Here is a 25,483-nt window from a genome sequence, read left to right as displayed (position 1 = left end):
CGTCGCCTGCCGCGCCGGTCGTGGCAGGAAGGTTCCCGCGCTGCGGGTTCAGCGTTCCTGCGGGGCGGTGCGCTCGCCGCAGCCCAGGCGCGCTGTGGTCAGCGGGGCGAACAGCGCCGCCAGCTGCTGCCGGATGCCCGGCCTGGCCGGCGCGCACTCGCAGGCGTGATCGCGGACGGCCTCGGACGTGGGCTCCGCGAGTCCGGCGCTGATCGCCAGGTCGATCCGGGCGTTCACGGTTTCCTCCCGCTGGCTCGATGCTCTCCGTGATCGTACAGTCACGAAGCGTCGAATTAGCCGGAGGAATGCGCATCTCACTCGCATGGACCTGAGCGAGCGCAATTGAACACGGGGCGCGCACGGACGCCTCCGCATCGTCCTGCAGGTGACGCCGCTCGGCGGATTTCCCGTGATCGATTTAGTGTTTTGTGCAAAGAATTGATATCGGCCGCCTGGTATGCGTAGCTCTGTGCGGTACTGTCCGACCGCTATCGCGAATGTGGTGGTTGTCGTTCGACTTTGTTTGGTCTGGGAGGTGGGGCGGCAGTGCTGCTAGCCCAAGGTCAGCTACTCGACGCGAACGGCGTCGACTATGCGTTGTTGGCGCTGTACTTCGTGTTCGTGCTGGGTATCGGTTTTCTGGCCAAGCGGGCTGTTTCCACCAGCCTCGACTTCTTCCTCTCGGGGCGCTCGCTCCCGGCGTGGGTGACCGGCCTGGCGTTCATCTCGGCCAACCTCGGCGCCATCGAGATCATCGGCATGTCGGCCAACGGCGCCGAGTACGGCATGCCGACGATGCACTACTTCTGGATCGGTGCAGTGCCGGCCATGCTGTTCCTCGGCGTGGTCATGATGCCGTTCTACTACGGCTCCAAGGTGCGAAGCGTTCCCGAGTTCATGCTGCGCCGCTTCGGCAAGGCGGCCCACCTGGTCAACGGCATCTCGTTCGCGCTCGCCCAGGTGCTCATCGCCGGTGTGAACCTCTACCTGCTGGCCAGCATCGTCAACGCGCTGCTGGGCTGGCCGCTGTGGGTCTCGCTGCTGGTCGCAGCGGTCATCGTGCTCTCCTACACCGCGCTGGGCGGTCTGTCGGCCGCGATCTACAACGAGGTGCTGCAGTTCTTCGTGATCGTCGCGGCGCTGGCCCCGCTGACCATCATCGGCCTGATCAAGGTCGGCGGCGTGCAGGGCCTGGTCGACAAGGTCACCGCGGGCACGGGCGGCGCCGAGCAGCTGACCGCCTGGCCTGGTGCGGAGCTCACCGGCTTCACCAACAACTTCCTGAGCGTGGTCGGCATCGTCTTCGGTCTGGGCTTCGTGCTCTCCTTCGGCTACTGGACCACCAACTTCGTCGAGGTCCAGCGCGCGATGGCCTCCAAGTCGATGTCGGCCGCGCAGCGCACGCCGATCATCGGTGCGTTCCCGAAGATGTTCATCCCGTTCATCGTGATCATCCCCGGCATGATCGCCGCGGTGCTGATCCCGGAGATGACGCAGTTCAAGGAGACCGGCCAAGGTCCCTACGACTACAACGACGCGATCCTGCTGATGATGCGCGACCTGCTGCCCAACGGCATCCTCGGCATCGCGCTGGCGGGTCTGCTGGCCTCCTTCATGGCCGGTATGGCCGCGAACCTGTCGTCGTTCAACACGGTGTTCACCTACGACATCTGGCAGGCCTACATCGTCCGCGACAAGCCGGACAGCTACTACCTGCAGATGGGGCGCTGGGTCACCGTCGGCGCGACCGTCACGGCGGTGGGCACCGCGTTCATCGCCTCGGGCTACTCCAACCTGATGGACTACCTGCAGCAGCTGTTCTCGTTCTTCAACGCTCCGCTGTTCGCCACGTTCATCCTCGGTATGTTCTGGAAGCGGATGACCCCGCACGCCGGTTGGTCCGGTCTGGTCCTCGGTACCGCCTCGGCCGTCGTGGTGTTCGTGATGTCCGAGACCGGTGTGCTGGACCTGCCGGGCCAGGGCGCGAGCTTCGTCGCCGCCGGTGTTGCCTTCGTGGTCGACATCGTCGTGAGCGTCGTGGTCTCCATGGCCACCAGGCCGAAGGCCGAGGCCGAGCTCACCGGCCTGGTGTGGGGCTTGACCCCGAAGGAGGACCTGAAGGCGTCCACCACCGGCGAGGACGCCGGCTGGTACCGCCGTCCGGGCCTGCTGGCCGGCATCGCGCTGCTCCTGATCATCGCCCTCAACATCATCTTCGGCTGACGGTGCCGGACAAGGCTGCCTAGGAGGTCTTCAAATGGCGAGTGGAGGTTCGGGGCGCACCGCTGGTGCCTTCGACATTCGCACGGTGATCGCTCTGCTGTTCGCCATCTACGGCGTCGTGCTGGTGGCGGTCGGGCTGGTGGAACCGCAGGCCGAGATCGCCAAGTCCGCGGGTGTGAACATCAACCTGTGGGGTGGCGTCGGCATGCTCGCGTTCGCGGCCGTGATGGTCGGCTGGGCGCGGCTGCGCCCGATCGTCGTGCCCGACGAGGCGGACGGCGACGAGTGATCGCAGGCTGATCAACAGCGAAAACGGCGTTCGCGCGGATCGCGCGGGCGCCGTTTCGCATTTTCCGGCCAGCCGTCGAGTGGACCAGGACGTACCGCGGCGTGTCCAGCACTTGAGTCCGGATGTACAGGACTGTTCTTCTCGACGCGGTGATTTCGTAGGCTGCACGGTGACAACGAACGTCGTTAACATGGGAGGCCGGCCATGACCCAGACCGCCCGGGGGAGCGTCGAGATCGCCAGTGCGCGGTCGGAGACCTTCCAATCGATCGACCCCCGAACCGGCGAGGTCGTGGGCGAGCACCCGATTCACGACGCGGAGGCTGTCAACGAGCGGGTCGCCTCGGCTCGCGAAGCCCAGCGGCAGTGGGCCGAGCTCGGTTTCTCCGGGCGCAAGCAGCACCTGGACAAGTGGCGCAAACTGCTGCTCAAACGCCTGGACGAGCTCGCGGGCGTGATCTGCGCCGAGACCGGCAAACCACTCGATGACGCCAAGCTCGAGCTCGTGCTGGTCATCGACCACCTGCACTGGGCGGGCGCCAACGCCGAGAAGGTGCTCAAGCGCCGCAAGGTATCGCCCGGCGTGCTGATGTCCAACCAGATCGCCACCGTCGAGTACCTCCCCTACGGCGTGGTCGGCGTGATCGGCCCGTGGAACTACCCGGTGTTCACCCCGATGGGCTCCATCGCCTACGCGCTGGCCGCGGGCAACGCCGTGGTGTTCAAGCCCAGCGAACTCACCCCCGGCGTGGGCGAGCTGCTGGTCAAGACCTTCGCCGAGGCCGTGCCCGAGCACCCGGTGTTCCAGCTGATCACCGGTTTCGGCGAGACCGGTGCCGCGCTGTGCGCTTCCGGCGTGGACAAGGTGGCCTTCACCGGCTCCACCGCCACCGGCAAGCGCGTGATGGCCTCCTGCGCGCAGAACCTCACGCCGGTGCTGGTCGAGTGCGGCGGCAAGGACGCGCTCATCGTCGACTCCGACGCGGACCTGGGTGCGGCCGCCGACGCCGCGGTCTGGGGCGCGATGTCCAACGCGGGACAGACCTGCATCGGTGTCGAGCGCGTCTACGTCGTGGAGTCGGTCGCCGACCGGTTTCAGGAGATGGTCGCCGATCGCGCGAAGAAGCTGCGCCCGGGCGGTGAGCCCGGTGCCGAGTTCGGTCCCATCACCATGGCTGCCCAGGTCGACATCATCCGCGACCACATCGACGACGCCATCGACGGCGGAGGCCGCGCGCTGGTCGGCGGCCGGGACTCGGTGCGCCCGCCCTTCGTCGAGCCGGTGGTGCTCGCCGACGTGCCCGAGGACTCCGCAGCGGTGACCGAGGAGACCTTCGGCCCGACTATCGTGGTCCAGCGGGTGCGCGATGCCGAGGAGGGCATCGCTCGCGCCAACGATTCCCGCTACGGCCTCGGCGGCACCGTGTTCTCCCGCTCCAGGGGCGTGGAACTGGCCCGCAAGCTGCGCAGCGGCATGGTCGCGGTCAACTCGGTGATCTCGTTCGCCGGTGTGCCCGCGCTGCCCTTCGGCGGTGTCGGCGACTCCGGTTTCGGCCGCATCCACGGGGCCGACGGGCTGCGCGAGTTCGCCCGCTCGCAGGCGGTGACCAGGACCAAGTTCAAGATGCCGTTCAACCCGATGACCTTCACCCGTCCGAAGAGCGCGGTGGGAACCGTGGTCCGCCTGATCCGCCTGGTGCGCGGCCGCTGATCGCCCTCGCCCGGGCCGAGCTTGCGGTCCCGGTGATATGAAGGTTCCCTTGCTCACGCGCGTTCCCCTGGTCCCGGCCCGGGGAATGCCGCGGTGCTCGCGGCCCGGCACAGTTGATCGCGCGCGAGCGATCGCGTGGAATCCTCATCGCCGGGCCTGGGCGCGGCAAACGAACGCAGGCAAGGAGGCCAGCGGGTGAAGAAGATCATCAATGATCCGTCGGACGTGGTCGCCGCGTCGCTGCGGGGGCTGGCTGCGGCCCACCCCGAGCTTCTGCGGGTGCAGACCGACCCGGCGGTGGTCGTGCGCGCGGACGCGCCGGTGCAGGGCAACGTCGCGGTCATCTCCGGCGGTGGTTCCGGGCACGAGCCGCTGCACGGCGGCTTCGTCGGGCCCGGCATGCTCGCCGCGGCGGTGCCCGGGGCCGTGTTCACCTCACCGACCCCGGACGCCGTGCAGGCGGCGATCACCGCGGCCGACGGCGGTGCCGGTGCGCTGCTGATCGTGAAGAACTACACCGGCGACGTGCTCAACTTCGAGACCGCCGCCGAGCTCGCGGGCGTCGAGGGAACCGATGTGCGCAGCGTCGTGGTGGACGACGACGTCGCGGTCAAGGACTCCACGCACACGGCTGGGCGCCGCGGTGTCGGCGGGACCGTGATGGTGGAGAAGATCGTGGGCGCGGCCGCGCAGTCCGGGGCCGGCCTGGACCAGTGCGAGCAGCTGGCCAGGAAGGTCGTCTCGCAGGTGCGCTCGATGGGCATGGCGCTCACCGCCCCGACCGTGCCGCACGCCGGACAGCCGAGCTTCGACCTCGCCGAGGACGAGATGGAGATCGGCATCGGCATCCACGGCGAACCGGGCCGAGCTCGGGTGCCGATGGGCACCGCCGACGAGATCGTGCGGCAGCTGCTGGACCCGATCTTGGAGGACCTGCCGTTCGCCGAGGGCGACGAGGTGCTGCTGTTCACCAACTCCATGGGCGGCACGCCGCCGATCGAGCTCTACCTCGCGCACGGCATCGCCGAGCGGCTGCTGGCCGACCGCGGCATCACCGTGCGCAGGCGCCTGGTCGGGCCGTACGTGACGAGCCTGGAGATGCAGGGCATGAGCCTGACCCTGCTGAAGCTGGACGACGAGCTCACCGAGCTCTGGGACGCGCCCGTGCACACCGCGGCGCTGCACTGGTGAGGAGAAGCCGATGGGTTGCACCGCAAAGGACGTGATCGCCGCGCTGCGCGCGGGGGCCGCGACCGTCGCCGAACACCGCGAGGAGCTCGTCCAGCTGGATCGCGAGATCGGCGACGCCGACCACGGCGAGAACATGGATCGGGGCTTTCGCGCGGTCGTGGACAAGCTGGCCACCGCGGCCCCGGAAACCCCGGGTGCGGTGTTGAAGCTGGCCGCCACCGTCCTCATCTCCACCGTCGGGGGAGCGTCCGGCCCGCTGTACGGAACGGCGTTCCTGCGCGCCGCGGCAGCTGCCGGTGACGTCGAGGAGCTCGACGCGCCCACCGTGGCCAAGCTGCTGCAGGCCGGGGTCGACGGCGTCGTCGCGCGCGGCAAGGCCGAGCTCGGCGAAAAGACCATGATCGACGCGCTCTCCCCGGCCGCCGAGGCCGCCCGCAGCGCGGCCGAGTCGGGCGCCGACGCGGGCAAGGCGCTGGCGGCCGGAGCCGAGGCGGCCCACGAGGGCGCGCAGGGCACCGAACCGATGGTGGCGCGCAAGGGCCGCGCTTCCTACCTGGGCGAGCGCAGCGCCGGGCACGTGGACCCGGGTGCTCGCTCCACCGCCCTGCTGCTGTCCGCATTCGCCGAGTCCGCGGGGGCACGTTCATGAGCGTCGGCCTGGTCATCGTTTCGCACAGCACCAAGCTCGCCGAGGGCGTGGTCGAGCTCGCCGGCCAGATGGCGCCGGAGGTGCGCATCGCCGCCGCGGGCGGCCTGCCCGACGGCGGCATCGGCACCGACTTCGAACGGGTTTCCGCGGCGCTGTCCGACGCCGACACCGGCGACGGTGCGGTGGTGCTCTACGACCTGGGCAGCGCGCAGATGGTCGCCGAGCTCGCGGTGGAATCCCTGGGCGATCCGGAGACCGCGCGGGTGGTCGAAGCGCCCTTGGTCGAAGGCGCGGTCGCCGCAGCGGTTTCCGCGCAGGGCGGCAACGACAAGGCGACCGTGGCGGCTGCGGCCGAGAGCGCCGGTTCCGGGGTCGAGCCCGGTGCGGCCGCGGAGACCCCGGCCGGTGACGAGATCACCGAGGAGCTCGAGCTGACCAACGAGGTCGGGCTGCACGCGCGCCCGGCCGCGCTGCTGGCGCGCAGCCTCAACGGGCTGCAGGCCTCGATGGCCGTGGCCTCCGGCGACAACGAAGCCGACGCCGCCAGCGTTCTCGGCGTGATGGGCCTGGGCGCCCGCAAGGGCGACCGGATCACCTTGCGCGCCAACGGCCCGGACGCCCAGCAGGCCATCGATCGCGTCCTCGACCTGGCCAAGCGAAACTTCGACGAGTAGTTCCCCGGTGAACCGAGGATGGGAACCTTTCTGTCAACCGACCGGCAGGAAGGTTCCCCTCCTCGTCACCGCGAGGCCAGCCGGGAAACCTGGGATCGGGGCGGTGCGGGGCGTTAGGCTGAGTTGATGTCGCCGCCTCGCCGCCAAGCCCTGCTGCTCGTGCTGTGCTGGGTGCTGCTGGCCGCGTGCACCGCGCGAAACGACCCGCCACCCGCGGAGAACCACGACAGCACCGCGCAGGCCCTGCTCGGTGATCCGCGCACAGTGGACCCCTGCACCCTGATCGACCCGGCGGCGATCACCGGCTTCGGCGAGGCCACCAACGCAGGAACGGTGTCCCTGGACTACTGCTTGCTGCACGTCGAGCCCGCCGACCGGACGTTGATCCAGCTCGCCGTCGGCGAGCTCGTCCCGTTCGACCCGAGCCAGGGCGACCCGATCGTGCGCGAGGGCGGGTTGCGCATCGCCAAGAACGCGCCGGTGCCCGGGCACTGCAGCCGGGAAGTGCTCTTCGACGACGGTCTGGCGATGCAGGTGAGCGCGGACCTGCTCGAGGGGAAACCCTCGCGGGGTTTGTGCGAGCTCGCGGACTCCGGCGCCCGCGCGGTCGCTGCGGCGCTGCAGCAGCGCCGGGCAGGGCATCGCGACACCCCGCCGAACTCGCTGGCACTGGTCGATCCCTGCGGCGTGCTCGACACCCGGTTCGTGCGGCAGGTCCCCGGTCTCGAGAACGCACGACCGCGCCCCAGCCCCACCGGGCACCAGTGCGCGTGGGGCGAGCAGGCGGCCGACTCACCGCGCGTGCAGCTGGTGCACACCGCGGGGCAGCCCCCGAGGTTGCTGCACGGTGCCGCGGTCGAGGAGAAGGTCGCCGATCGCCGCACCGTGATCAGCGTCGTCGGCGGTGACCCGTCGGTTCCCCTCTGCTCGGCAGAAACGGGGCACATCCCGTTCGGCGATCCCGGCGAGGTCGAAGTCGCCCAACTCGTGGTGGCGCTGCCGGGCAGCGATGGCACCGAGGCCTGCGAGTACGCGCGCGGGCTCGCTCGGCTGGCCTGGCCGAAGCTGCCACCGGCCAACCCGTGACCGGACTCGGAGCGCAGCAGCCGTTACCGTTGTGGGGTGCCTCGACGTAACCGCCCGCACCGCTCGAAGAGCTTCCAGGTGGACACCAGCCACCGGGGCTCGGGCACTTCCTTCGGCGCATCCCGCGTCGAGCACGGACCGGACGGCGACTGGATGGTGCGCACCGTGCCCGCCTCCCAGGCCACCAAGTTCTACCGCTGCCCCGGATGCGACCACGAGATCCGTCCCGGCATCGCCCACGTCGTGGCCTGGCCGGAAGCCGAGCTCGGCGGAGTCGACGAACGACGCCACTGGCACACCGGCTGCTGGAAGGCGCGCTCCCGCCGCGGCCCCACCCGTCGCTGGTCCTGACGACGCAGGTCACCGCGGGCACGTCACCCGCACGTGGCAGGATTTGCATCGATGAGCACCGAGATCCGCGCCAACACGATGCTGCCGGCCCGCCGCGAACAGATCACCCTGCACACCGCCGATGGGCTGGAGTTGATCGGCGAGCTCGCGCTGCCGGAGTCCAGGTCGCCCAAGGCCACCCTGGTCTGCCTGCACCCGCTTCCCACCCACGGCGGCATGATGGACTCGCACATCTACCGCAAGGCCGCGTTCCGCCTGCCCGCGCTCGCCGACATCGCGGTGCTGCGGTTCAACACCCGGGGCACCGCCAGCGAGGCCGGTCGCAGCCAGGGCACGTTCGACAACGGTGATTCGGAACGCTTCGACGTCGCCGCAGCGCTGGAGTACGCGGAGTTCAACGATCTGCCCAACGTCTGGCTCGTGGGCTGGTCGTTCGGCACCGATCTCACCCTGGTGCACGGGCTGGACCCGCTGGTCGAAGGTGCGGTCCTGATCTCGCCGCCGCTGCGCTGGAGCAGCGACGAGCACCTGCGCGCCTGGGCCGAATCGGGCAAGCCGGTGCGCGCGCTCATCCCGGAGCACGACGACTACCTGCGCCCCGAGGAAGCCCGGCAGCGGTTCGCGCCGCTCACCCAGGCGGAGGTGATCGGGTTCCCGGACACCAAGCACCTGTGGGTCGGCAAGGCGGAGGCCGCCCTGGACGCGATCGTGCAGGTCGTGGCGCCGGACGTGCCGACCCCGCTTCCGCGCACCTGGGACGGGCCGTCGGAAACCCGCCAGGTCACCATCGTCGGGTCCTGACCGCGGGCCGGGCGGCAGAGAGGTTCCCTTCCTCACGACAACCCCGGGTGAGGGGAGCGGAACACCACTTCGGGGACGCCTTCGTGCAACCGCTCCTCGACCAGCTCGAGGCCGAGCTTGTTGGCCACGCCGATCGCGGGAGCGTTGCGCGTGGCGGTGCGCACCAGCACCGGGATGTCCGGCCGGTTGTGCTGCGCCCAGCCGAGGGCGGCCGCGGACATCTCGGTGGCGTAGCCGTTGCCCCAGGCGAAGGGCTGGAACCGGAAGTAGAGGTTGAGGATCGGTGCGCCCTCGTCGTCGGCGTGCCGCAATCCGCCGAAGCCGATCAGCTCGCCCGAACCGGTGGTCAGGATGCTCCAGTAGCCGACCCCGGTCTCCTGCCAGTCGCGCTGGATCAGCTCCAGCAGCTGCAGGGCCTGCTCGCGGGTGCGTCGCCCGAACCCGGAGTGGACGTGGGTCTCCGGGCGGGTGTGGACCTCGACGAACGAGTCGGTGTCCTCGGGTCGCGGCCTGCGCAGCAGCAGTCGCCGGGTGCGGATCTCCGCGGGTTCGGGCATCGCAACACGCTAGTCGCAGCCGGCGATCGCAGCAGCCGAGTTTCCGGACCGCGGTGACAGGAAGGTTCCCGTGTTCCTCGGCTTGCCTGCCCGCCCGGCGGCGGTGGTTTCCGGCAGGATGGGGTCGTGCACTACATCGAATCGGGAGCCGGAACGCCGCTGGTGCTGCTGCACGCCTACCCGGTGGACGCGCGGATGTGGACTCCGCTGCGCGTTCGCCTGGAGGACCAGGCTCGGGTCATCGCACCTGATCAGCGAGGGCTCGGGGAGAGCTCGCTGGACGGTTCGTCGGCGCACGGTCTGGCCACTCCTCCGGAGGAGCGGCTGGTGGCCGAAGCCCCGAGCGTGGACGTCGTCGCCGCGGACATCCTCGCGCTGCTCGACGAGCTGGAGCTGCCGCGCGTGGTCCTCGGCGGCTGCTCGATGGGCGGGTACGTCGCCACCGCGCTGCTGCGGGCAGCGCCGCAGCGGGTCGCTGGCCTGCTGCTGGTCGACACGAAGGCGCCCGCCGACACCGAGGAGGCCAAGGCCAAGCGCATCGGTGCGGCCGAGCGCGCCGAGCGCGAGGGCACGGCCGGTTGGCTTGCCGAGGACATGCTTCCCGCGCTGCTCGGTGAGACCACCCGGCGGGACCGCCCGGAGGTCGTGGCCACCGCGCGCGAGCTGATCGAGTCCCAGCCCGCCGACGGCGTCGCGTGGGCGCAGCGCGCCATGGCGCAGCGCCCGGACGGTCTGCGCGCGCTGGAGGAGTTCGACGGCCCGTCGCTGGTCGCCGTCGGTGAGGAGGACGGCGTCACCCCGCCGAGCGAAGCCCGCCGGATGGTCGAGGCCTTGCCGCGCGGGGAGCTGGTGGTGCTGCCGGGCTCGGGCCACCTGCCGTCGCTGGAGGTGCCGGACGAGCTGGCTTCTGCGGTGCGGCCTTGGCTGAGCCGTATCGAGCCGTGACCCGGTAGCTCGCCGGGCGCGCTTGACCCGCTTCGGCGGGTGCGGGCGAACATCGGCAGCGGCGCGCGGAGCCCAGCACACGCGTCCGACTCCGCTGTCCGCACCGCTCGGTGAGCAGGACGGCGTTCGGGTCAGCTGTTCTTCTGCTGGTTGTTGTGGCCGCCGCTGTAGGAGTGCTGCTTGTCCTGCTCGTCGGGGACGGGCAGCTGGATGCGGCGGGTGTCCTCGTTGCCGGTTGCCGGCTTGCGCTGGATCCGGTCGGTGGGCGCGTCGTTGGCGGAGCCGCTGCTGCCGGTCGAGCGCTTGGGCAGGGCTGACTCGGTGCGCTCGGGTTCGCGCTGCGCGGAGGCGGGCTTCGAGTCCTGCTCGTCGTCCTGGGCGTTGTCGGTGCCCACTTCCCGGCCGTCGCGGGCGATCGCGGCTTCGGCGTCCTTGCGCGCCTGCTCGCGGGCTTCGATCGCGGCCTGGCGCAGCTTCTCCTCCTCGGCGTCCTCCTGGTCGAGGCGCTCCAGCAGGGGAGTGGTCTGGCCGAGCATCTCGGCGGCGTCGCGCAGCTTCTTGGCGACCGCGTCGCGCAGCTCGGTCAACGAGTGCACGTGCGCGTCGGCCTGGGCCAGCCGGCGCTGGACCTCCTCGGTGGTCGAGCCGAGCCGCCGCTGCGCGTCCGCGCGCGTGGCGTTGACCAGGCGCTTCGCTTCGCGGGTGGCGACGTCGACGCGGCGAGTGGCCTCCTCGGTGCACTCGCGGATCATCCGCTCGGACTTCTCGGTGGCCTCGCTGACCATCCGCTCGGACTTCTCGGTCGCCTCGGTGACCAGCCGCTCGGCTTCCTGCTTGGCCTCGGTGAGCCTGCGCTGCGCGGCCTCCTTGCTGGAGTGCTCGCGGGCCTCGGCGGCCTCGGTGGATTCCTTGGTGAGCTTCTCCGCCTTCTCGGTGGCCTCGTTGACCAGCGAGTTCGCCTTGTCGGTGGCTTCCTGGACGCGGCGGTGGGCCTCGGTGGTGCCCTCGCGCAGCCGCCGGTTGGCCTCCTCGGTCGCCTCCCGCACGCGCCGTTCGGCCTCGGACTTGCTCTTCTGCTCCTGCTCGGTGAGCGTGCGCATGGCCTCGGTGCGCCGCGCGGCCATGGCGATCTCGAAGTCCTCCTCCACCTGGATGCGGTGGGCTTCGGACTCCTCGTCGGCGCGCTTGCGGTTCTCCTCCGCCTCGCGGGTGATGCGCTCGGCCTCGGCCTTGGCGCTCTCCATCAGCGAGCGGTGCTCGGTCTCCATCTCGCTGCGCCGGCTGTCGACCTCGCTGATCAGCCGCTCGTAGCGGTTGCGCAGGTTGGTGGCCTCGGCCTCGGACTTGTTGCGGATCATGGCCGCGTCGTTCTCGGCGCGGTTGCGGATCTCGGAGGCCTCGTCCTGGGCCAGGCGCAGCATGCGCTGCAGCCGTTCGCTGAGCCCTTCCAGGGTCGTCGGCGGCTTGGCCAGGCGGTCGACCTGACCGCGCAGGCTCTCGATCTCCGAGCGGGCCGACTCGAGCTGCTTGGACAGGTCAGCGGCCTGCGAGACCGCCGCGTCGCGGTCCGACGTGAGGATGCGGATGTCCGCGTCCAGACGCTCGAGGTGCTCGTCGACCTGTGCGCGGTCATAGCCGTTCTTGCGAGCGAGGTCGAATCCTGACCCCAGTGGCAGCAAATCGCGGTCGTCGGCAAGGCCCATGGGCACCAAAGTACCTGGAAGTCGACGCTGTTGTGGGAGGTGTGGCGGGGAAGAACGGGATTTTCCTCTCCAGGTCACACCCACCACAGCAGTTACCCCTCGCAGAGTATTGACCGGCTGGCCAACCAAGGGTGACTATGGAGTGGTCAGTGGGGCAACGGAGGTGATCGACGTGGCCGAACAGTCGAGCGGTTCGACTTCGAAACCGTGGATGCGATGGCAGGACTGGGCCGGTGTGGTTCTCGGTGCCTACTTGATCCTCGCCACGATGTGGACGGCGACCAATGGCGCCGCCGTTCTGGCGATGATCGTGCTGGGTGCGCTCCTGGTCGTCGCGAGTGTTTGGTCGTTGGCCATGCCCGGATCGATGACCAGCGAATACAGCCACATGTTGCTGGGCGCGCTTGTTTTCATCTCGCCATGGGTCCTCGGCTACAGCTCGTTGATGGGCGCAGCGTGGACGTCGTGGATCGTCGGCGTTCTGGCCGTCATCGCCGGTCTGGCAGCACTTCCGGAGGCCAACGCGGCTCACCGGGGTGTGGCGGGCTCGCACTGAGAGCAAGCACTCCTGCGACGAGATTGCGATGATCGCGCGGTCCGGAGGTAGATTCCGGACCGCGCGTTCTATCGCCGTACCAGGGAGGTCGGGCACATGTCGCAGGTCCCGGGCAAGCGTGCTCGCCGCCCGTCCACCGAGGACCTGCCGGACGAGGACCAGAGCGGCTCCGCGCGCGAGCGCATCCTGACCGCAGCCGGCGACCTGTTCGCCGAGCACGGCTTCAACGCCACCCCCACCTCCCGGATCGCCGATCGGGCCGGGGTGCCGAAGGGGCTCATCCACTACTACTTCAAGCGCAAGCAGGACCTGCTCGAAGCGCTGGTCGACCGGCTGCCCGACGAGGAGCTGGAGTCCGACGAGATCGTCGTGCGCGGCGACATCGCGGGCAGCCTGCGCGGGCTCGTGCGCGAACTGGACGCCCGCCTCGAATCGTCGATGCTGCTCAGCCACCTGCTCTGGCGGGAGGCCGACACCCACGACGCCGTGCGCGACGCCATGCAGCGCCGCTTCGGCACGGTCGTCGAGCAGATCCGCCGCGTCATCGAGCTGGCCCTGCCCCCCGGCCTGCCCGGCCGCGACGTCGACACCGCAGCGCTACTGCTGGCCAGGGTGATCAACCACCGCCACTCGGTGGCCCGGCATCGCACCGAGGACGACGAGCTGGACCGCGAAATCGGCTTCATCGCCCGCGCGCTGGAGATGGGCGCGGGCAAACCGCGCACGGTCAGACCCGCCTGACCGGCGTCGTCGCGGACGAACGCGGTCAGTGCCCCGGGGCGGGTTCGACGAGCTCGACCAGCACGCCGCCGACGTCCTTCGGGTGCACGAAGTTGATCCGGCTGTCCGCGGTGCCCCGGCGGGGTTCCTCGTAGAGCAGGCGCACACCCTTGGCGCGCAGCGCGGCCATGGCCGCCTCGACATCGGTGACCCGGTAGGCGAGCTGCTGCAATCCGGGACCGTTGCGGTCCAGGAACTTGGCGATCGCGGAGTCCTCGCGCAGCGGGGCGAGCAGCTGGATCTGCGCGGCCCCCGCCGCGTCGCCGGGGGCGCGCAGCATCGCCTCGCGGACCCCCTGGTCGTCGTTGGTCTCCTCGTGCGCGACCTGCAACCCGAAGGTGTCGCGCTGGAAGGCGATGGCCTCGTCGAGGTCGGCGACCGCGATGCCCACGTGATCAACGGCCGTGACCAGGTCTTTCAGTTCCGCGTGCATGGTCGCAGCGTAACGGTGGGGCATGCCCGGGAAAACCCGCTCACCGCGAAGATCGAATTGCCCCCCGAGGTGAAGTCAGGTGATCTGGCACGGCGCCAGCCGATGACCGTCGCACTCGTAGGGGGCAGAACGTGGTCAAGGTGCTGCGGAGATCCTCGGTCCTGCTCGCCGCGCTGATCGTCACCACCGCCACCGCTGATCACGCCCTGGCCGCGGGCGACGACGGCGTGATCAGCGGCGGCGGCGGACCCGACCCGCGGGCCGCGCAGCTCGTCGAGCAGCACAGCTGGGTCGCTCCCGGACCGCTGCGCTTCGGAACCGCCCCCTACGCGCAGGTGCGGGCCGCGGCCACCGCCGCGGCCGGGAGCGCCGCCTGCGAGGTCAGCCCGGCCGAGGCCACCGACCTGACGCTGTCGCCGACCTGGCCGGAAGTCGCCCCCTCCGGGAACGCGCCGTCGCCGATGACGCTCTCCCGCTACGACGACCAGCCGTCGTTGTCGGACCCGAAGCAGCGCTCCGAGGCGCTGTACTTCAACCCGGGCGTCGGCGCGTGGCAGCTCGACTCGGCCGGGCTCGGTGCCGACATCACCGCTGCCGAGGCCATCGACGTCTCGGCAGCTGCCGACCAGGTCGCGCCGCACGTGGTGGACCGCTACTGCGCGGCGATCAACTCGGGCGCGTCCGCTGCTTCCGCCCGGGCGGAGGCGTGGCGCGCCTGGCGCGCTTGCGGCACCGGTGCTTGCGAGGACGTGTTCCAGCGCCTGCGCGGCGGCGCCCTGGTGCAGGTCGATGACGTGGGCCGCTACGGCGGCGCGGAACGGCGCGTGTGCGGCTTCGAAGGAGTCCGGTACGACTGCCTCTACGTGGACCCGGGAAGAGCGCAGGGCGACAACGCCTGGACCGTTCCGCATTACGGCCCCGCCCCGGTACCGGCTCCGTTCTACGCCTTCACCTACGCCGAGAACGGGCGCGAGTACGAGGTCCGCTACTGGGCGAAGGCCGACAGCGGAGCGGTGTCGGACGTGTCGGTCTCCCGCGAGCTCGGCGTCGACGCGCGCGATCGGCTGTCCTGGTCGGCGGAGCCGGGGTTGTGCGATCTGACCGCGGGCAGGGGCAGGTGCCGTACCTGAGCAAGGGAACCTTCCTGTCACTCGCGGACCGCTGGCCGGGGCGGTGAGCGGGGAACCTTCCTCGCACCCGCGCGGCGCCGTGGCGGCGCTCACAGTCAACCGGCGATGTTCATGGGTATGGTCGCCGAAGCGAAAGCGGGCGATGATGGGAACCATCAAGTCGCGCGAATCGGTGTGTCGACGAAGCTGGACCAGGAGGCAGTCGTGGGTAGTTCTGTGATCGTGGCGGGTGCACGGACCCCGATGGGGCGTCTGCTCGGTTCGCTCAAGGACTTCTCCGGCGCGCAGCTCGGCGGCATCGCCATCAAGGCCGCTCTGGAGCGCGCCGGCGTCGCGCCCGACCAGGTCGAGTACACGATCATGGGTCAGGTGCTGACCGCGGGCGCCGGTCAGATCCCGGCGCGGCAGGCCGCCGTGGCCGCGGGGATCCCCATGGACGTGCCCGCGTTGACCATCAACAAGGTGTGCCTGTCCGGTCTGGACGCGATCGCGCTGGCCGACCAGCAGATCCGGGCCGGCGAGTTCGACGTCGTGGTCGCCGGCGGGCAGGAGTCGATGACGCAGGCGCCGCACCTGCTCACCGGCTCTCGCGAGGGCTTCAAGTACGGCGACGTCGAGATGCTCGACCACATGGCCCACGACGGCCTGTTCTGCGCGTTCGACCAGGTCGCGATGGGTCTGTCCACCGAGAAGTACAACGCCCGCTACGGGCTGACCCGCGAGGGCCAGGACGCCTTCGCGGCGCGCTCGCACCAGCGCGCGGCGGCGGCCGCGGCCAACGGGGTGTTCGCCGAGGAGATCGTTCCGGTCGAGGTGCCGCGCCGCAAGGGCGACCCGGTCGTGGTCGACACCGACGAGGGCGTGCGCGGCGACACCACCACCGAAACGCTGGCCAAGCTCCGTCCGGCGTTCACCGCCGACGGCACGATCACCGCGGGCACGGCCTCGCAGATCTCCGATGGCGCCGCCGCGGTCGTGGTGATGAGCAAGACCAAGGCCCAGGAGCTGGGGCTGAGCTGGCTGGCCGAGATCGGCCCGCACGGCGTGGTGGCCGGACCGGACGCGAGCCTGCACGAGCAGCCCTCCAACGCCATCAAGAAGGCCGCCGACCGGGCCGGTGTCGACCCGGCGGGCCTGGAACTCGTCGAGATCAACGAGGCGTTCGCGGCCGTGGGCATCGTCTCGGCCAGTCAGCTCGGCGTGTCCGAGGACCGCGTCAACGTCAACGGCGGTGCGATCGCCCTGGGGCACCCGATCGGCATGTCCGGTGCTCGTCTGGCGCTGCACCTCGCCTTGGAGCTCAAGCGCCGGGGCGGGGGCACGGGTGCGGCCGCGCTCTGCGGTGGCGGTGGTCAGGGCGACGCGCTCCTGCTCAGCGCGTGAATCCCCGAGAAGTCCCCGAACGGGACCCGGAGATTCGCCCCGCATCATGATCAACTGGGTGGTTCGCCGATACGCTGGATGGCATGAGATGGCTTCCAGGGGGATGGCGGCGCGCCGACTGGTCGGAGACCACCCGCACGATCCCGCGCGGTACGGCCCGCTACACCAGTCAGGGACAGATGGCGCGTCCCGCTCCGCCGCGCGGGCCGCAGCCGACCCTGCTCGGCGCCGACGCCCGGGACGTGGACGTGAGCGCGGCGAGTTTCCGCGCCCTGCTGATCGGCGGTGGGATCAGCGGTCTCGGCACGGTGCTGATCGCCGCTTCGCTGGCCAACAACGGCAACTCGGTCGGCATGTGGATCTGGCAGCTGGTCTTCGGCATGACCTTCATCTGGTTCGTGCTGGCCTCGCGCGGGATGCTCAACGGTCGCGGCTTCCTGCTCGACCGCAGCGGCTTCTACGTGCGCACCATGGGTGAGGTCTACGGGATCGACTGGAACGAGATCAAGGCGGTGGGCATCGGCACGCTGCCGTGGATCCAGGACCGGCGTCCGACGAACCCGGAGCGGCGTCGTGCGCTGGAGATCTACCCGGCCGATCCCGGCTTCGCCGAGCGGCACCCCGAACTGGAGCGCTGGTGGATCGAGGAGCCCCCGACGGTCTCGGGGCTGCCGCCGGACCGCTACCGGTTCCACCTGCCCCCGTTCTCCCGGTTGCCGAAGACCCTGGAGAGCGCGACTCGCGACATCGCGCCGCAGAAGTGGGTCGGCAACTACCGCCGCGAGCTCCCGAGGCCACCGCAGGGCTGATCGACCGGTCAGCCCAGGCTCTCCAGCGGGTCGGCGGTGCTCAGCTGCGGGTCGTCGACGGCGAAGGTGCGCGCGACGCCGCGGCCGGTCGTGGCGGTTTCGAAGCGGATCGTCACGCGCCCGTGCCCGGCTCCCTGCACCCAGCCGTGCCCGTGCTCGGGGTGGCGCACGTCGTCGCCCGCGCGCCACTGGCGCGCGGCACCGCTCTCCGGGGCGTCCGCATCTGAGGTCTCGGTCGCGGGAGGCGATTCCTCGGAGGCTGCGGGCCGGTGCTCGAACAGCGGTTCCTGCTCGGAGTTGGCCAGGCCGGAGTAGGAGACGCCGACCAGCCGCAGCGGGGTGCCCGCGGGCGCGGCAGCGGACAGCAGCCGGCGGGCCGCGGCCGACAGCGTCGCCAGGTCGCTGGTGGCCGAGGAGAAGGTCTCGGCGCGGCTGATCGTGGTGAAGTCGGAGTCGCGCACCTTGAGCGTGACGGTCCGGGCGGCTCGCCCGGAGGAGACCAGGCGTCGGTGCGCGGACTCGGCCACGTTCGCGATCTGGCCGAGCAGGGTCTCCTGATCGGTGATGTCGTAGTCGAAGGTCGTCTCGGCGCTGACCTGCTTGGCCTCGGCCCGCTCGGCGACCGGGTGGTCGTCGATGCCGTGCGCGAGGCGGTGCAGCTCGGTGCCGATGGCCTGGCCGAGCAGCGAGGTGACGTCCTGCGGGTGCATCGCCGCGAGCTCACCGATGGTGTAGACGCCGATGCGGTGCAGCTTCGACTCGGTGACCGGGCCGATGCCCCACATCTTGCGCACCGGAAGCCCGGAGAGCAGCTCCAGCTGCTCGTCCGGTGGCACCATCAGCATGCCGTCCGGTTTGGCCAGCCCGGAGGCGATCTTGGCCAGCTGCTTGCCGGCTCCTGCGCCGATAGAGGCGACCACGCCGACCTCGCGCTGCACCCGCGCGCGCAGCTCGGCGCAGAACTCCTCGACCCGGTGCACCGGGGCGTCGGCGAGCTCGGCGGGTTCCAGGAAGGCCTCGTCGACCGATACCTGCTGGACGACGTCGGAGACGTCGCGCACGATGTCGAGCACGCGGTGGCTGACCGCGGAGTAGACGCGGAAGCGCGGCGGGAGCACGACGGCGATCGGGCAGCGGCGCCGCGCCTCGGTCATCGGCATCGCCGAACGCGCCCCGTACTCGCGCGCCTCGTAGCTGGCGCCGGCGACGGTGCCGCGCGGACCGAGCCCGCCCACCAGCACCGGACGTCCGCGCACGGTGGGCCGGGTGAGCTGCTCCACGGACGCGAAGAACGCGTCCATGTCCATGTGCAGCACCCACCTCCGCATGAGCCCCATTTAACTCGACCGCACCGACGGCGGCGGCGAGGACGCGGGGGCGTGCTGAGGATGGGAACCTTCCTGTCACCGCCGCCCGTCAGCGCAGGTTGGCCCAGGCGTAGGTGGTCATCGCGTCGCGCAGGTAGGCGGCCATGCCCTTGGGCTTGCGGCGCTCGATGCGGTGCCGGAACTTCGGCTGGTTGACGTACATCTCGGCCAACCGCAGGTAGGAGGCGCGGTCGGGGTTCCAGAAGTTGCCGATCCAGCGGTAGTGCTCCTGCACGACCTGCTGAGTTCGCGGGTCGCCGCTGGGCACGCCGGTGGCGAACAGCTCGGCGATGTTGGAGCTGATGCGCTGCCAGTCTTCGCCGATGCGCCGTGCGATCGCTTGCTTCTGCTGCGGGGTGGCGCCCTGCGGCGCGGCGTTGCCGATGAGGGCGGTGCCGTCCTCGACCGCTTCGGTCTGTTCGAGAGCAGCGCTCCCGGACATGTTGTTCGGCCGCACGGCCTCCCCTTTCCGATCACGCGCGCGGGTGTGGCGCTTCCGACACGAGCAACGGGAAGTGAACACCAAACGCTCGTTGGAGGGGTGTGTCACCTGCCCGTGGCACATTAGCGGAAAGGAACGGACGCCGTGCGTTAATGGGTGGTTGCGCTATCAGCCTGTGATCGCTCTTCGGGTGAAGCGGCGACCGCGGAGATCACTCCTCGGGCTTCTCGCGCGGATCCTCGTCCTGGTCCTCCTTCGGCGGTGCGAGGAAGACCACGCCCCGGTCCAGGTCCAGCGGGCCACCGGGATCGTGCTCACGCCCCACGCCGCCCTGGTCGCCCTCGTGCTTGAGCTTGCGACCGGGGAACATCTCACCGTGTCTGGCCATGCCTCACGGTAACCACGACGCGCAGATGGGAGCCAACCGCGCACGACGCGGCCCCGGGGGCGAGCGAGCCCGCCGAAGCGATTGGTGAAGGTCGCGATCCGCTCAGCCCTGGGACTTGGAGAAGTATTGCCTCTTCGGGTCCACGTCGTCCCGGGTGATCGAGAAGTCGCTGGGTTGCCGCAGCTCCCCGATGATCACCCCGGCGCCGGTCGCGTGCGGGGTTCCCGCGGCAACGTGGACGGTGTCATCGGGTTGAGCGCGCCCAGCATCGCCGAGGAGTCCTGGGTGCGCACCGGCTCGGCCACGGTCTCCGGCGCGGCGGTCTCCCGGAAGCCCAGGTGCACCACGGGTTTCGAGCCGCTGACGCCCACCACGATCCAGGCCTCGGTCTTGCCGAACCGGGAACCCAGGTGCTGCTTGGCGAACGCGTCGGACCGGTGGCGGTGCACCGGCAGCCGCTGCCCGGCGTCGAGCAGCTTCAGCAGCAGAGCGGTGCTGTCGCCGAAATCGGCGACGTGCTCGGCGCGTATTGACGCTCACACCGGCCAACCGCGCACGTCGGTCGTCGTGGCGCGGCGGGGATTCTCGGGTCCGACAACGTTGTCATGGCGAGGCGGATCGGATCGCGCACGCCGCGTGCTCGTCAGCGCGCAGCGCACCAGGTTGCTGCGCGCGGACGCAGCGCAACCGCCGAGGGGGAGACACCGAGGTGGACCGAGTGGCAGGAAGGTTCCCCTGCTGCACGCCTGCGCCCGATACCCTGGCGCCATGGCTGATCACGTGCAGGTGGTGACCACCACCGACTCCGAGGAGTCCGCCGCCGAGCTCGCCCGCGGCATCGTCGAGGCGCGCCTGGGCGCGTGCGTGCAGGTGGTCGCGATCCGCAGCTTCTACGTGTGGGAGGGCGCGGCCCAGGACGATCCCGAGTGGCAGCTGCAGATCAAGACCTCGGCGGGCCGGAGCGAGGCGCTGATCGCGCACATCAGGGCCCATCACGACTACGACGTCCCGGAGGTCATCGTGACCCCGATCGTCGGCGGAAACCCGGACTACCTGTCCTGGGTGGATGCCGAAACCGGACCGGCATCGGAGTGACCGTCGACACCCGGCACACTCGTTCCAGGGTTCGGGAACGACGAGTAGGGGTCGACGTGCCGCGTAGCTATGTGGGCTGGTTCCGGTTGGTGGCGGTCGCCGAGGCGCTGTCCTGGGCGGGCCTGCTGGTGGCCATGGCGTTCAAGTACGGCCTGGGCATGCCGCTGGGCGTGACCGTGATGGGTTGGATCCACGGCATCGTGTTCACCGCCTACGTGCTGGTGACGCTGGTGGTGTTCAGCCCGCTGCGCTGGCGGTTCTGGGTGCTGGTGCTCGCGCTGGTGGCCTCGGTGCCGCCCCTGGCCACCGTGTGGTTCGAGCGCTGGGCGAACAAGCGCGGCCTGCTGGAGCTCCGGGATTCCGAGGAGCCCACGTTCTGGGGCCGGGTCGGCTACGTGCTGCGCGAGCTGAACTAGAAGTCGCCGGCGGCGTGCCGGACCTTGCCCAGCAGCTCGGTCAGCTGCTGGGTCTGCCGCTCGGTGATGCCCTGCAGCCCGAAATCGATCTCGTTGACCGCTTCGGTGGCTCGTTTCATCAGGTCGCGACCGTCGTCGGTGATCGCCACCAGCGTGGTGCGCCGGTCGGTCGGGTGCGGCACGCGCTGCACCAGGCCGTCCTGCTCGAGGCGGTCGACGATGTTGGTCACGCTGGTCGGGTGCAGCTGCAGGCGATCGCCCATGACGCGCATCGGCAGGCTGCCGCGTCGCGAGAAGGTCAGCAGGACCAGCGCCTCGTAGCGCGCGAAGGTCAGGTTGTGCGGTCGCAGAGCGTTGTCGACCGCGGATTGCAGGATCTGCTGCACCCGCATGATGCTGGTGACCGCGGCCATCGTCGTGGACGGGCCAACCCGCTCAGCCCAGGTCTCGGCCGCGCGGGCGATGGGGTCGAAGGGCAGGGGGCCACGGGCGCTCATGGTGTTCGACGCTAGCAGCGAGGGCGAACACCTCTGCCGACTGTCGACCGCGCGCGCTCGGAATTCGACGAACCGCGGCCCGGTTGACGCATGATCGGGGTGCCGGTTCGAAGCCGACTCGATTGGAAGGGAGCTTTTCGTGCTGGTTGCGTTCAGCGTGGCCCCGAGCGGGGCCGGAGAAGACGACAGCGTCAGCGAGGCGGTCGCGGCCGCGGTGAAGGTTGTCCGGGACTCGGGCCTGCCGCACGAGACGACCTCCATGTTCACCACCATCGAGGGCGAGTGGGACGAGGTCATGGACGTCGTGAAGCGCGCCACCGAGGTCGTGTCGGCACGCGCTCCGCGCACCAGCCTGGTGCTCAAGGCCGACATCCGTCCCGGTCACACCGGCCAGTTGCAGGCCAAGGTGCAGCGGGTGGAGGAACAGCTGCGCGATCAGTAGGCGCGAGAGAACGGGGGTGGTGTCGCCGTCGACACCACCCCCGTTCGCAGTCTGGCGCTGCTCGGAGCGAGCTCAGCCCTGCGGGTGGTCGACCACCGGGGCGTTGACGCAGTTGCTGCTCTGCGGGGACAGCACCGGGACGACGACGCCGATGGCGGCACCGACGTTGTTGCCGCAGGCCTGCACCGGCACGGCGCTCACGTTGTTGTCGTCCAGCAGGTTGACGCCGTCGTTGTCGGCGCTGTCCGCGAAAGCGGTGCCACCCAGGGCCATGGCGCTGAGGGCGGCGGCACCGGCGACACCGGCAACTCGGGTTGCAATACGCACTGTTTCGAACCTCTCGTTGAACTACTGGCCGGAGGTTCCCCGTCGAGGGAACCCCACCGCCCGGAGAAAACAACCGTCCCTCGCGGGCTCTTGGTCGTTTTCGGCGATCACTGCCGAAGAACCTGAGGGGTTGATCCCGATTGCCACCTGTTCGAGTGGAAATTCTTCGCTTGTTCGAATTGTTTTAGGCGGGTAGCGGCGTGTCGCCTGGATATCGGAGCCAATGGGCTTCGGCGGTTTTGCCCGCCCGGCGGCGGCACCCCTGGAAGTGCACGAGCGGCATCGGCCGCCCAGCCGTCGAGCGGCTGGTGGGACGTGTCAGGATGGGACTGTGACGAGGCCGGATCCACGCCAGAACTCAGCAGCGATGTCCGCTTCGATGGCGGGCGCAGTCGACCTCTCGGGGCTCAAGAGCAGGGCGGAAGCCGCTGCCAAGGCCGCGCAGCAGCCGCCCGGAGAAGGCGGCGACGGCGGGGCCGCGGAGAACCACGCGGCGATCGTCGAAGCGACCGAGGCGAACTTCCAGGAGGTCGTGGAGAAGTCGCTGCAGGTGCCCGTCGTGGTCGACCTGTGGGCGACCTGGTGCGAGCCGTGCAAGCAGCTCTCGCCAGCCCTGGAGAAGCTCGCCCGCGAGTACAACGGTGCGTTCGTGCTGGCCAAGGTCGACGTCGACGCCAATCCGCGGATCGCTCAGCTGTTCCAGGTGCAGTCGGTCCCGATGGTCATCGCCATCGCCGGTGGGCAGCCGGTGGACGGCTTCGCGGGCGCCCAGCCCGAGCCCCAGCTGCGCCAGTGGATCGACTCCCTGCTCGACCAGCTGCGCGATCAGCTCCCGGGCATCAAGGCCGCCGAGGAGGCCGCTGGTTCTGCCGAGCCGGCGGAGGAGCCCGAGGACCCGCGCTTCACCCGTGCCGAGGACGCCCTCGAACGCGGTGACTTCGCCGAGGCCGAGGCCGCCTACCAGGAGATCCTGGCCAGCGAGCCGAACAACGAGCAGGCCAAGGCCGCGCTCATGCAGGTCCGCTTCACCGCGCGCGCCGAGCAGGCCGATCCGTCGGCGATCGAACGCGCTGACGCCAACGCCGACGACGTCGACGCGCAACTGGCCGCCGCCGACGCCGAGGTCGCCATCGGCAAGATCGACGAGGGCTTCGACCGGCTGATCCGGACGATCAAGGGCACCTCCGGTGACGAGCGCAACCGGGTGCGCCAGCACCTGGTGGAGATGTTCGAGATCTTCCCGGAGGGCGACGAGCGCGTGCTCAAGGCCCGCCGCAACCTGGCCAGCGCCCTGTTCTGAGTAGGTGCGTCAGCCCGCGTCGAGCACGCGGGCTCGCAACGCCGTCGACCTCGTCGCGTCGAGACCCGCGTGCTCGCTGGTACCTCGCTGGGCGAGGTACTCCCGGCCCCACCGCGTCCGCCCACCGGCGGCCGGAAGTGTGCACGGGGGAACCTTCCTGGCACCCGAGGCTCGGTGACAGCAGGGGAACCCTTCAGCCGCCGAGGGGCGCGGAGGGGTACATCGCGGGCACCGGACCGCGGCCGCCAGCAGCCGGGAGCACCCGCAGCTGACGGCCGGGAGCCGGTCGGTGATCAGCCCTCGTACTTCGTCGTGCAGGGAGACAGGCCGTCCTGCACCCCGACGCGGAACGCTTCGACCCGGGCGAACCCGACCGGAACCTGCTCGCCTCGCGCGTTCGCAGCGATCAGGCTCTCGTCGCCGAGCAGCGCCGAGACGCCCTCGTCGATGTCGTCGGGCAGCACGCGCAGCTTGCCCACCGGGTTGCGCTGGCCGATCGGGTCCTCGACCAGCAGGCCGCTCCAGGCACCCACCATGCACGCCGTGCGCAGCCCGGCGGCTTCGCCGTCGAGCTCGAAGCCCGCCGATTGCTGCACCGCCAAGGCGTACCGTGACGCGATCTGGGCATAGGCGGCGAAGTCGCCGTACCCGGTGCTGTCGCTGTCCTTCGACGGTGGCTGGGCGATCTCGCGCAGCGCCGAGAGGTCCAGCGAGATCGTGTTCGTCGCGGGGCAGTAGTCGGCCGGTGCGGTCTTCTGGCGGCCCCGGCACGAGATGGGCTCGGTGGTGACCTCGGGTTCCGGCGCGCCGGTGTCGCGGAAGACCTCGTGCAGGCTCGTGGTCACCGCTTCGATGCTCTTGTCGTCGATCGGCAGCTCGGTCTCGTTCTGCGCGGGCTTCCAGTTCTGGAACAGCGTGGTGCGCTCGGTGACGTCGGCGAAGTCCATCTTCGCGCAGCGTTCCGGTCCTTCGCTGAACCCGTACTGGAACGCCGACACCCGGTCGAAGGCGGTGCCGTGCGCGTTGCCGCCGGTGAAGTTGGAAACGTCCGGGGAATCGCGAATGTAGTTGAGCACGCTCATGACCTCGTTGAGGCCGGTCCCGGTGGACACCCGGAAGTACTGCGAGTTGCCCTCGGCGACGTGCCGGAAGTAGGAGCCGGTGAAGCAGTCCGCCTGCTGCTCGAGCACGATCACCGGATCGTTCGGCTTGGCGGTGCCGGCGCGGTTCTGCACCGCGTGCCCCATCTCGTGGGCCAGGACCGTCACGACCGCCATCGGGCCGAAGTTGCTCTCCAGCTCCGGCAGGAGCTTGCCCCGGTCCCACGCCACGAGGTCTTCTGGCGGGCAGTAGAAGGCGTTGACCAGGTGGGAGGTGTTCTTCCCGCACAGCGGACGCCCGGGGGCGTTGGAGTCGTAGGAGACCAGGCGCTTGACCGGCTGGAACTCCTTGCCGGAAGCCACCTCCGGGAAGGCTTCGGCCCAGTAGGCGTCGACGTCGGCGATCGCGTTGCGGGCGAGTTCGTCGATCTCGCCGTTGTCGGTGCCGTCGACCTTCAGCGGGGCGTCCGGGGCACCGGTCTTCGGGCCGCTGGGTCCGTTCGCGGCCGGCAGCCCGGCGACCTCGGTCGTCGAGTAACTGCCCAGCGTCGTCGGGATTCCGCTGACGATCTGCGCGCACCCGCTGACCAGAGCGACGCACACGAGTGCCGAGACCACAGCGCCCAGCTTTCGCGTTCGCCGTCGGTTTCCCATCGCTCCCACTGACGCGCCCCATCTCGCTGCCGGTGCCTTGAAGTCTCGTGCCCGGACGTCGGCGTCGCCGCCGATCGAGTCCAGGACGCAGCCTAACGGGTGGCGCATCCCGCTCTGGGGCACTCTCGACTCGCGGTGACAGAAAGGTTCCCATGCGCATCCGGCGCAGTGGCGGGGAAGTTCCC

Annotated in this window: 29 protein-coding genes and 1 pseudogene; 19 read left to right on the top strand and 11 right to left on the bottom strand. The window is 70.2% G+C overall.

Going from position 1 to position 25,483, the window contains the following annotated elements; translation table 11 throughout:
• Positions 1-48: 48 nt before the first annotated feature.
• Entirely contained in the window at positions 49-237 is a 189-nt protein-coding gene (locus ACFQRI_RS05985) for a hypothetical protein (RefSeq protein ID WP_380665293.1), read from the bottom strand.
• Positions 238-549: 312 nt separating this feature from the next.
• On the opposite strand from ACFQRI_RS05985, the gene ACFQRI_RS05980 reads away from it, so the two are divergent.
• The 9 genes from ACFQRI_RS05980 (at position 550) to ACFQRI_RS05940 (ending at position 8,974) form a co-directional block, all read left to right on the top strand.
• Positions 550-2,223, top strand: a complete 1,674-nt coding sequence (locus ACFQRI_RS05980; RefSeq protein WP_380665566.1) for a sodium:solute symporter family protein — start codon at positions 550-552, stop codon at positions 2,221-2,223.
• A gap of 34 nt (positions 2,224-2,257) precedes the next feature.
• Positions 2,258-2,512, top strand: coding sequence for a hypothetical protein (locus ACFQRI_RS05975; protein WP_380665291.1), 255 nt, complete (start codon positions 2,258-2,260; stop codon positions 2,510-2,512).
• A gap of 204 nt (positions 2,513-2,716) precedes the next feature.
• Entirely contained in the window at positions 2,717-4,222 is a 1,506-nt protein-coding gene (locus tag ACFQRI_RS05970; RefSeq protein WP_380665289.1) for an aldehyde dehydrogenase family protein, read from the top strand.
• 195 nt (positions 4,223-4,417) lie between these two features.
• Positions 4,418-5,413: a dihydroxyacetone kinase subunit DhaK gene (gene dhaK / locus ACFQRI_RS05965; protein WP_380665287.1), complete on the top strand. Its 996-nt coding sequence runs from the start codon at positions 4,418-4,420 to the stop codon at positions 5,411-5,413.
• Positions 5,414-5,423: 10 nt separating this feature from the next.
• A complete protein-coding gene (gene dhaL, locus ACFQRI_RS05960; protein ID WP_380665285.1) occupies positions 5,424-6,062 on the top strand; it encodes a dihydroxyacetone kinase subunit DhaL in 639 nt (212 codons plus the stop codon).
• Positions 6,059-6,736 carry a dihydroxyacetone kinase phosphoryl donor subunit DhaM gene (gene dhaM / locus ACFQRI_RS05955; RefSeq protein ID WP_380665283.1) on the top strand — a complete coding sequence of 226 codons (678 nt, stop codon included), beginning with the start codon at positions 6,059-6,061 and terminating at the stop codon, positions 6,734-6,736. The genes dhaL and dhaM overlap by 4 nt, the downstream gene beginning before the upstream one ends.
• Before the next feature lie 126 nt (positions 6,737-6,862).
• Positions 6,863-7,822 (top strand): hypothetical protein, encoded by a 960-nt coding sequence (locus ACFQRI_RS05950; protein WP_380665281.1) that lies wholly within the window; start codon positions 6,863-6,865, stop codon positions 7,820-7,822.
• A 36-nt stretch (positions 7,823-7,858) separates the two neighbouring features.
• Positions 7,859-8,173: a hypothetical protein gene (locus ACFQRI_RS05945; RefSeq protein WP_380665279.1), complete on the top strand. Its 315-nt coding sequence runs from the start codon at positions 7,859-7,861 to the stop codon at positions 8,171-8,173.
• Positions 8,174-8,224: 51 nt separating this feature from the next.
• Positions 8,225-8,974 (top strand): alpha/beta hydrolase, encoded by a 750-nt coding sequence (locus tag ACFQRI_RS05940; protein WP_380665277.1) that lies wholly within the window; start codon positions 8,225-8,227, stop codon positions 8,972-8,974.
• A 32-nt stretch (positions 8,975-9,006) separates the two neighbouring features.
• Here ACFQRI_RS05940 and ACFQRI_RS05935 read toward each other — a convergent pair whose 3' ends face one another.
• Complete coding sequence (locus ACFQRI_RS05935; protein WP_380665275.1) at positions 9,007-9,531, bottom strand: GNAT family N-acetyltransferase; 525 nt, start codon at positions 9,529-9,531, stop codon at positions 9,007-9,009.
• A gap of 126 nt (positions 9,532-9,657) precedes the next feature.
• On the opposite strand from ACFQRI_RS05935, the gene ACFQRI_RS05930 reads away from it, so the two are divergent.
• The gene (locus ACFQRI_RS05930; protein ID WP_380665273.1) at positions 9,658-10,476 is read left to right on the top strand and encodes an alpha/beta fold hydrolase; all 819 of its coding nucleotides are present in this window, start codon (positions 9,658-9,660) and stop codon (positions 10,474-10,476) included.
• Positions 10,477-10,607: 131 nt separating this feature from the next.
• On the opposite strand, the gene ACFQRI_RS05925 is transcribed toward ACFQRI_RS05930, so the two are convergent.
• Positions 10,608-12,179, bottom strand: a complete 1,572-nt coding sequence (locus ACFQRI_RS05925) for a coiled-coil domain-containing protein (protein ID WP_380665271.1) — start codon at positions 12,177-12,179, stop codon at positions 10,608-10,610.
• 211 nt (positions 12,180-12,390) lie between these two features.
• Between ACFQRI_RS05925 and ACFQRI_RS05920 the strand changes: the two genes are divergently transcribed.
• Positions 12,391-12,735: an SPW repeat protein gene (locus tag ACFQRI_RS05920; RefSeq protein WP_380665564.1), complete on the top strand. Its 345-nt coding sequence runs from the start codon at positions 12,391-12,393 to the stop codon at positions 12,733-12,735.
• 96 nt (positions 12,736-12,831) lie between these two features.
• Positions 12,832-13,476 carry a TetR/AcrR family transcriptional regulator gene (locus ACFQRI_RS05915; protein WP_380665269.1) on the top strand — a complete coding sequence of 215 codons (645 nt, stop codon included), beginning with the start codon at positions 12,832-12,834 and terminating at the stop codon, positions 13,474-13,476.
• Between the two features lie 25 nt (positions 13,477-13,501).
• Here the strand turns inward: ACFQRI_RS05915 and mce are convergent, their stop codons facing one another.
• The gene (gene mce, locus ACFQRI_RS05910) at positions 13,502-13,948 is read right to left on the bottom strand and encodes a methylmalonyl-CoA epimerase (protein ID WP_380665267.1); all 447 of its coding nucleotides are present in this window, start codon (positions 13,946-13,948) and stop codon (positions 13,502-13,504) included.
• 131 nt (positions 13,949-14,079) lie between these two features.
• On the opposite strand from mce, the gene ACFQRI_RS05905 reads away from it, so the two are divergent.
• From ACFQRI_RS05905 to ACFQRI_RS05895, 3 genes are all read left to right on the top strand, one after another.
• Positions 14,080-15,078: a hypothetical protein gene (locus ACFQRI_RS05905; protein WP_380665263.1), complete on the top strand. Its 999-nt coding sequence runs from the start codon at positions 14,080-14,082 to the stop codon at positions 15,076-15,078.
• A gap of 204 nt (positions 15,079-15,282) precedes the next feature.
• Entirely contained in the window at positions 15,283-16,461 is a 1,179-nt protein-coding gene (locus ACFQRI_RS05900) for an acetyl-CoA C-acetyltransferase (RefSeq protein WP_380665261.1), read from the top strand.
• Positions 16,462-16,544: 83 nt separating this feature from the next.
• The gene (locus ACFQRI_RS05895) at positions 16,545-17,270 is read left to right on the top strand and encodes a hypothetical protein (RefSeq protein ID WP_380665259.1); all 726 of its coding nucleotides are present in this window, start codon (positions 16,545-16,547) and stop codon (positions 17,268-17,270) included.
• An 8-nt stretch (positions 17,271-17,278) separates the two neighbouring features.
• Here the strand turns inward: ACFQRI_RS05895 and ACFQRI_RS05890 are convergent, their stop codons facing one another.
• The 4 genes and pseudogenes from ACFQRI_RS05890 to ACFQRI_RS05875 form a co-directional block, all read right to left on the bottom strand.
• Positions 17,279-18,598, bottom strand: a complete 1,320-nt coding sequence (locus ACFQRI_RS05890; protein WP_380665257.1) for a DNA polymerase IV — start codon at positions 18,596-18,598, stop codon at positions 17,279-17,281.
• Between the two features lie 88 nt (positions 18,599-18,686).
• Positions 18,687-19,094: a TipAS antibiotic-recognition domain-containing protein gene (locus ACFQRI_RS05885; RefSeq protein ID WP_380665255.1), complete on the bottom strand. Its 408-nt coding sequence runs from the start codon at positions 19,092-19,094 to the stop codon at positions 18,687-18,689.
• Positions 19,095-19,290: 196 nt separating this feature from the next.
• On the bottom strand, positions 19,291-19,467 hold the full coding sequence (locus ACFQRI_RS05880) for a hypothetical protein (RefSeq protein ID WP_380665253.1): 177 nt from the start codon (positions 19,465-19,467) through the stop codon (positions 19,291-19,293).
• Between the two features lie 153 nt (positions 19,468-19,620).
• Positions 19,621-19,991 (bottom strand): annotated as a pseudogene (locus ACFQRI_RS05875) (cupin domain-containing protein); the annotation flags it as partial.
• Between the two features lie 244 nt (positions 19,992-20,235).
• Between ACFQRI_RS05875 and cutA the strand changes: the two are divergent.
• Positions 20,236-20,562 carry a divalent-cation tolerance protein CutA gene (gene cutA / locus ACFQRI_RS05870; RefSeq protein WP_380665251.1) on the top strand — a complete coding sequence of 109 codons (327 nt, stop codon included), beginning with the start codon at positions 20,236-20,238 and terminating at the stop codon, positions 20,560-20,562.
• Between the two features lie 56 nt (positions 20,563-20,618).
• Positions 20,619-20,978, top strand: coding sequence for a DUF3817 domain-containing protein (locus ACFQRI_RS05865; protein WP_380665249.1), 360 nt, complete (start codon positions 20,619-20,621; stop codon positions 20,976-20,978).
• Here the strand turns inward: ACFQRI_RS05865 and ACFQRI_RS05860 are convergent.
• Positions 20,975-21,475, bottom strand: coding sequence for a MarR family winged helix-turn-helix transcriptional regulator (locus ACFQRI_RS05860; RefSeq protein WP_380665247.1), 501 nt, complete (start codon positions 21,473-21,475; stop codon positions 20,975-20,977). The two genes, ACFQRI_RS05865 and ACFQRI_RS05860, sit on opposite strands and share 4 nt — an antisense overlap.
• A 139-nt stretch (positions 21,476-21,614) precedes the next feature.
• On the opposite strand from ACFQRI_RS05860, the gene ACFQRI_RS05855 reads away from it, so the two are divergent.
• Positions 21,615-21,917, top strand: coding sequence for an MTH1187 family thiamine-binding protein (locus ACFQRI_RS05855; RefSeq protein ID WP_380665245.1), 303 nt, complete (start codon positions 21,615-21,617; stop codon positions 21,915-21,917).
• A gap of 72 nt (positions 21,918-21,989) precedes the next feature.
• Here the strand turns inward: ACFQRI_RS05855 and ACFQRI_RS05850 are convergent, their stop codons facing one another.
• Entirely contained in the window at positions 21,990-22,244 is a 255-nt protein-coding gene (locus ACFQRI_RS05850; RefSeq protein ID WP_380665243.1) for a hypothetical protein, read from the bottom strand.
• Positions 22,245-22,611: 367 nt separating this feature from the next.
• Here ACFQRI_RS05850 and ACFQRI_RS05845 point away from each other — a divergent pair, with 367 nt between their 5' ends.
• The gene (locus ACFQRI_RS05845; protein WP_380665241.1) at positions 22,612-23,544 is read left to right on the top strand and encodes a tetratricopeptide repeat protein; all 933 of its coding nucleotides are present in this window, start codon (positions 22,612-22,614) and stop codon (positions 23,542-23,544) included.
• 293 nt (positions 23,545-23,837) lie between these two features.
• Here ACFQRI_RS05845 and ACFQRI_RS05840 read toward each other — a convergent pair whose 3' ends face one another.
• On the bottom strand, positions 23,838-25,262 hold the full coding sequence (locus ACFQRI_RS05840; RefSeq protein WP_380665239.1) for a neutral zinc metallopeptidase: 1,425 nt from the start codon (positions 25,260-25,262) through the stop codon (positions 23,838-23,840).
• Positions 25,263-25,483 lie beyond the last annotated feature (221 nt).

The organism is Saccharopolyspora griseoalba, from assembly GCF_042665275.1.
GTDB lineage: Bacteria > Actinomycetota > Actinomycetes > Mycobacteriales > Pseudonocardiaceae > Saccharopolyspora > Saccharopolyspora griseoalba.
The sequence above is the reverse complement of the archived record's forward strand: the minus strand, read 5'-3'. Positions and strand labels throughout refer to the sequence as shown.

Bases quoted from the DNA above. Each gene is read 5' to 3' on its own strand.
- ACFQRI_RS05975 (WP_380665291.1), top strand. From the start codon at position 2,258: ATGGCGAGTGGAGGTTCGGGGCGCACCGCTGGTGCCTTCGACATTCGC.
- ACFQRI_RS05970 (WP_380665289.1), top strand. From the start codon at position 2,717: ATGACCCAGACCGCCCGGGGGAGCGTCGAGATCGCCAGTGCGCGGTCG.
- dhaL (WP_380665285.1), top strand. From the start codon at position 5,424: ATGGGTTGCACCGCAAAGGACGTGATCGCCGCGCTGCGCGCGGGGGCC.
- dhaM (WP_380665283.1), top strand. From the start codon at position 6,059: ATGAGCGTCGGCCTGGTCATCGTTTCGCACAGCACCAAGCTCGCCGAG.
- ACFQRI_RS05950 (WP_380665281.1), top strand. From the start codon at position 6,863: ATGTCGCCGCCTCGCCGCCAAGCCCTGCTGCTCGTGCTGTGCTGGGTG.
- ACFQRI_RS05940 (WP_380665277.1), top strand. From the start codon at position 8,225: ATGAGCACCGAGATCCGCGCCAACACGATGCTGCCGGCCCGCCGCGAA.
- ACFQRI_RS05935 (WP_380665275.1), bottom strand. From the start codon at position 9,531: ATGCCCGAACCCGCGGAGATCCGCACCCGGCGACTGCTGCTGCGCAGG.
- ACFQRI_RS05925 (WP_380665271.1), bottom strand. From the start codon at position 12,179: ATGGGCCTTGCCGACGACCGCGATTTGCTGCCACTGGGGTCAGGATTC.
- ACFQRI_RS05920 (WP_380665564.1), top strand. From the start codon at position 12,391: ATGCGATGGCAGGACTGGGCCGGTGTGGTTCTCGGTGCCTACTTGATC.
- ACFQRI_RS05915 (WP_380665269.1), top strand. From the start codon at position 12,832: ATGTCGCAGGTCCCGGGCAAGCGTGCTCGCCGCCCGTCCACCGAGGAC.
- mce (WP_380665267.1), bottom strand. From the start codon at position 13,948: ATGCACGCGGAACTGAAAGACCTGGTCACGGCCGTTGATCACGTGGGC.
- ACFQRI_RS05895 (WP_380665259.1), top strand. From the start codon at position 16,545: ATGAGATGGCTTCCAGGGGGATGGCGGCGCGCCGACTGGTCGGAGACC.
- ACFQRI_RS05890 (WP_380665257.1), bottom strand. From the start codon at position 18,598: ATGCGGAGGTGGGTGCTGCACATGGACATGGACGCGTTCTTCGCGTCC.
- ACFQRI_RS05880 (WP_380665253.1), bottom strand. From the start codon at position 19,467: ATGGCCAGACACGGTGAGATGTTCCCCGGTCGCAAGCTCAAGCACGAG.
- cutA (WP_380665251.1), top strand. From the start codon at position 20,236: ATGGCTGATCACGTGCAGGTGGTGACCACCACCGACTCCGAGGAGTCC.
- ACFQRI_RS05860 (WP_380665247.1), bottom strand. From the start codon at position 21,475: ATGAGCGCCCGTGGCCCCCTGCCCTTCGACCCCATCGCCCGCGCGGCC.
- ACFQRI_RS05845 (WP_380665241.1), top strand. From the start codon at position 22,612: ATGTCCGCTTCGATGGCGGGCGCAGTCGACCTCTCGGGGCTCAAGAGC.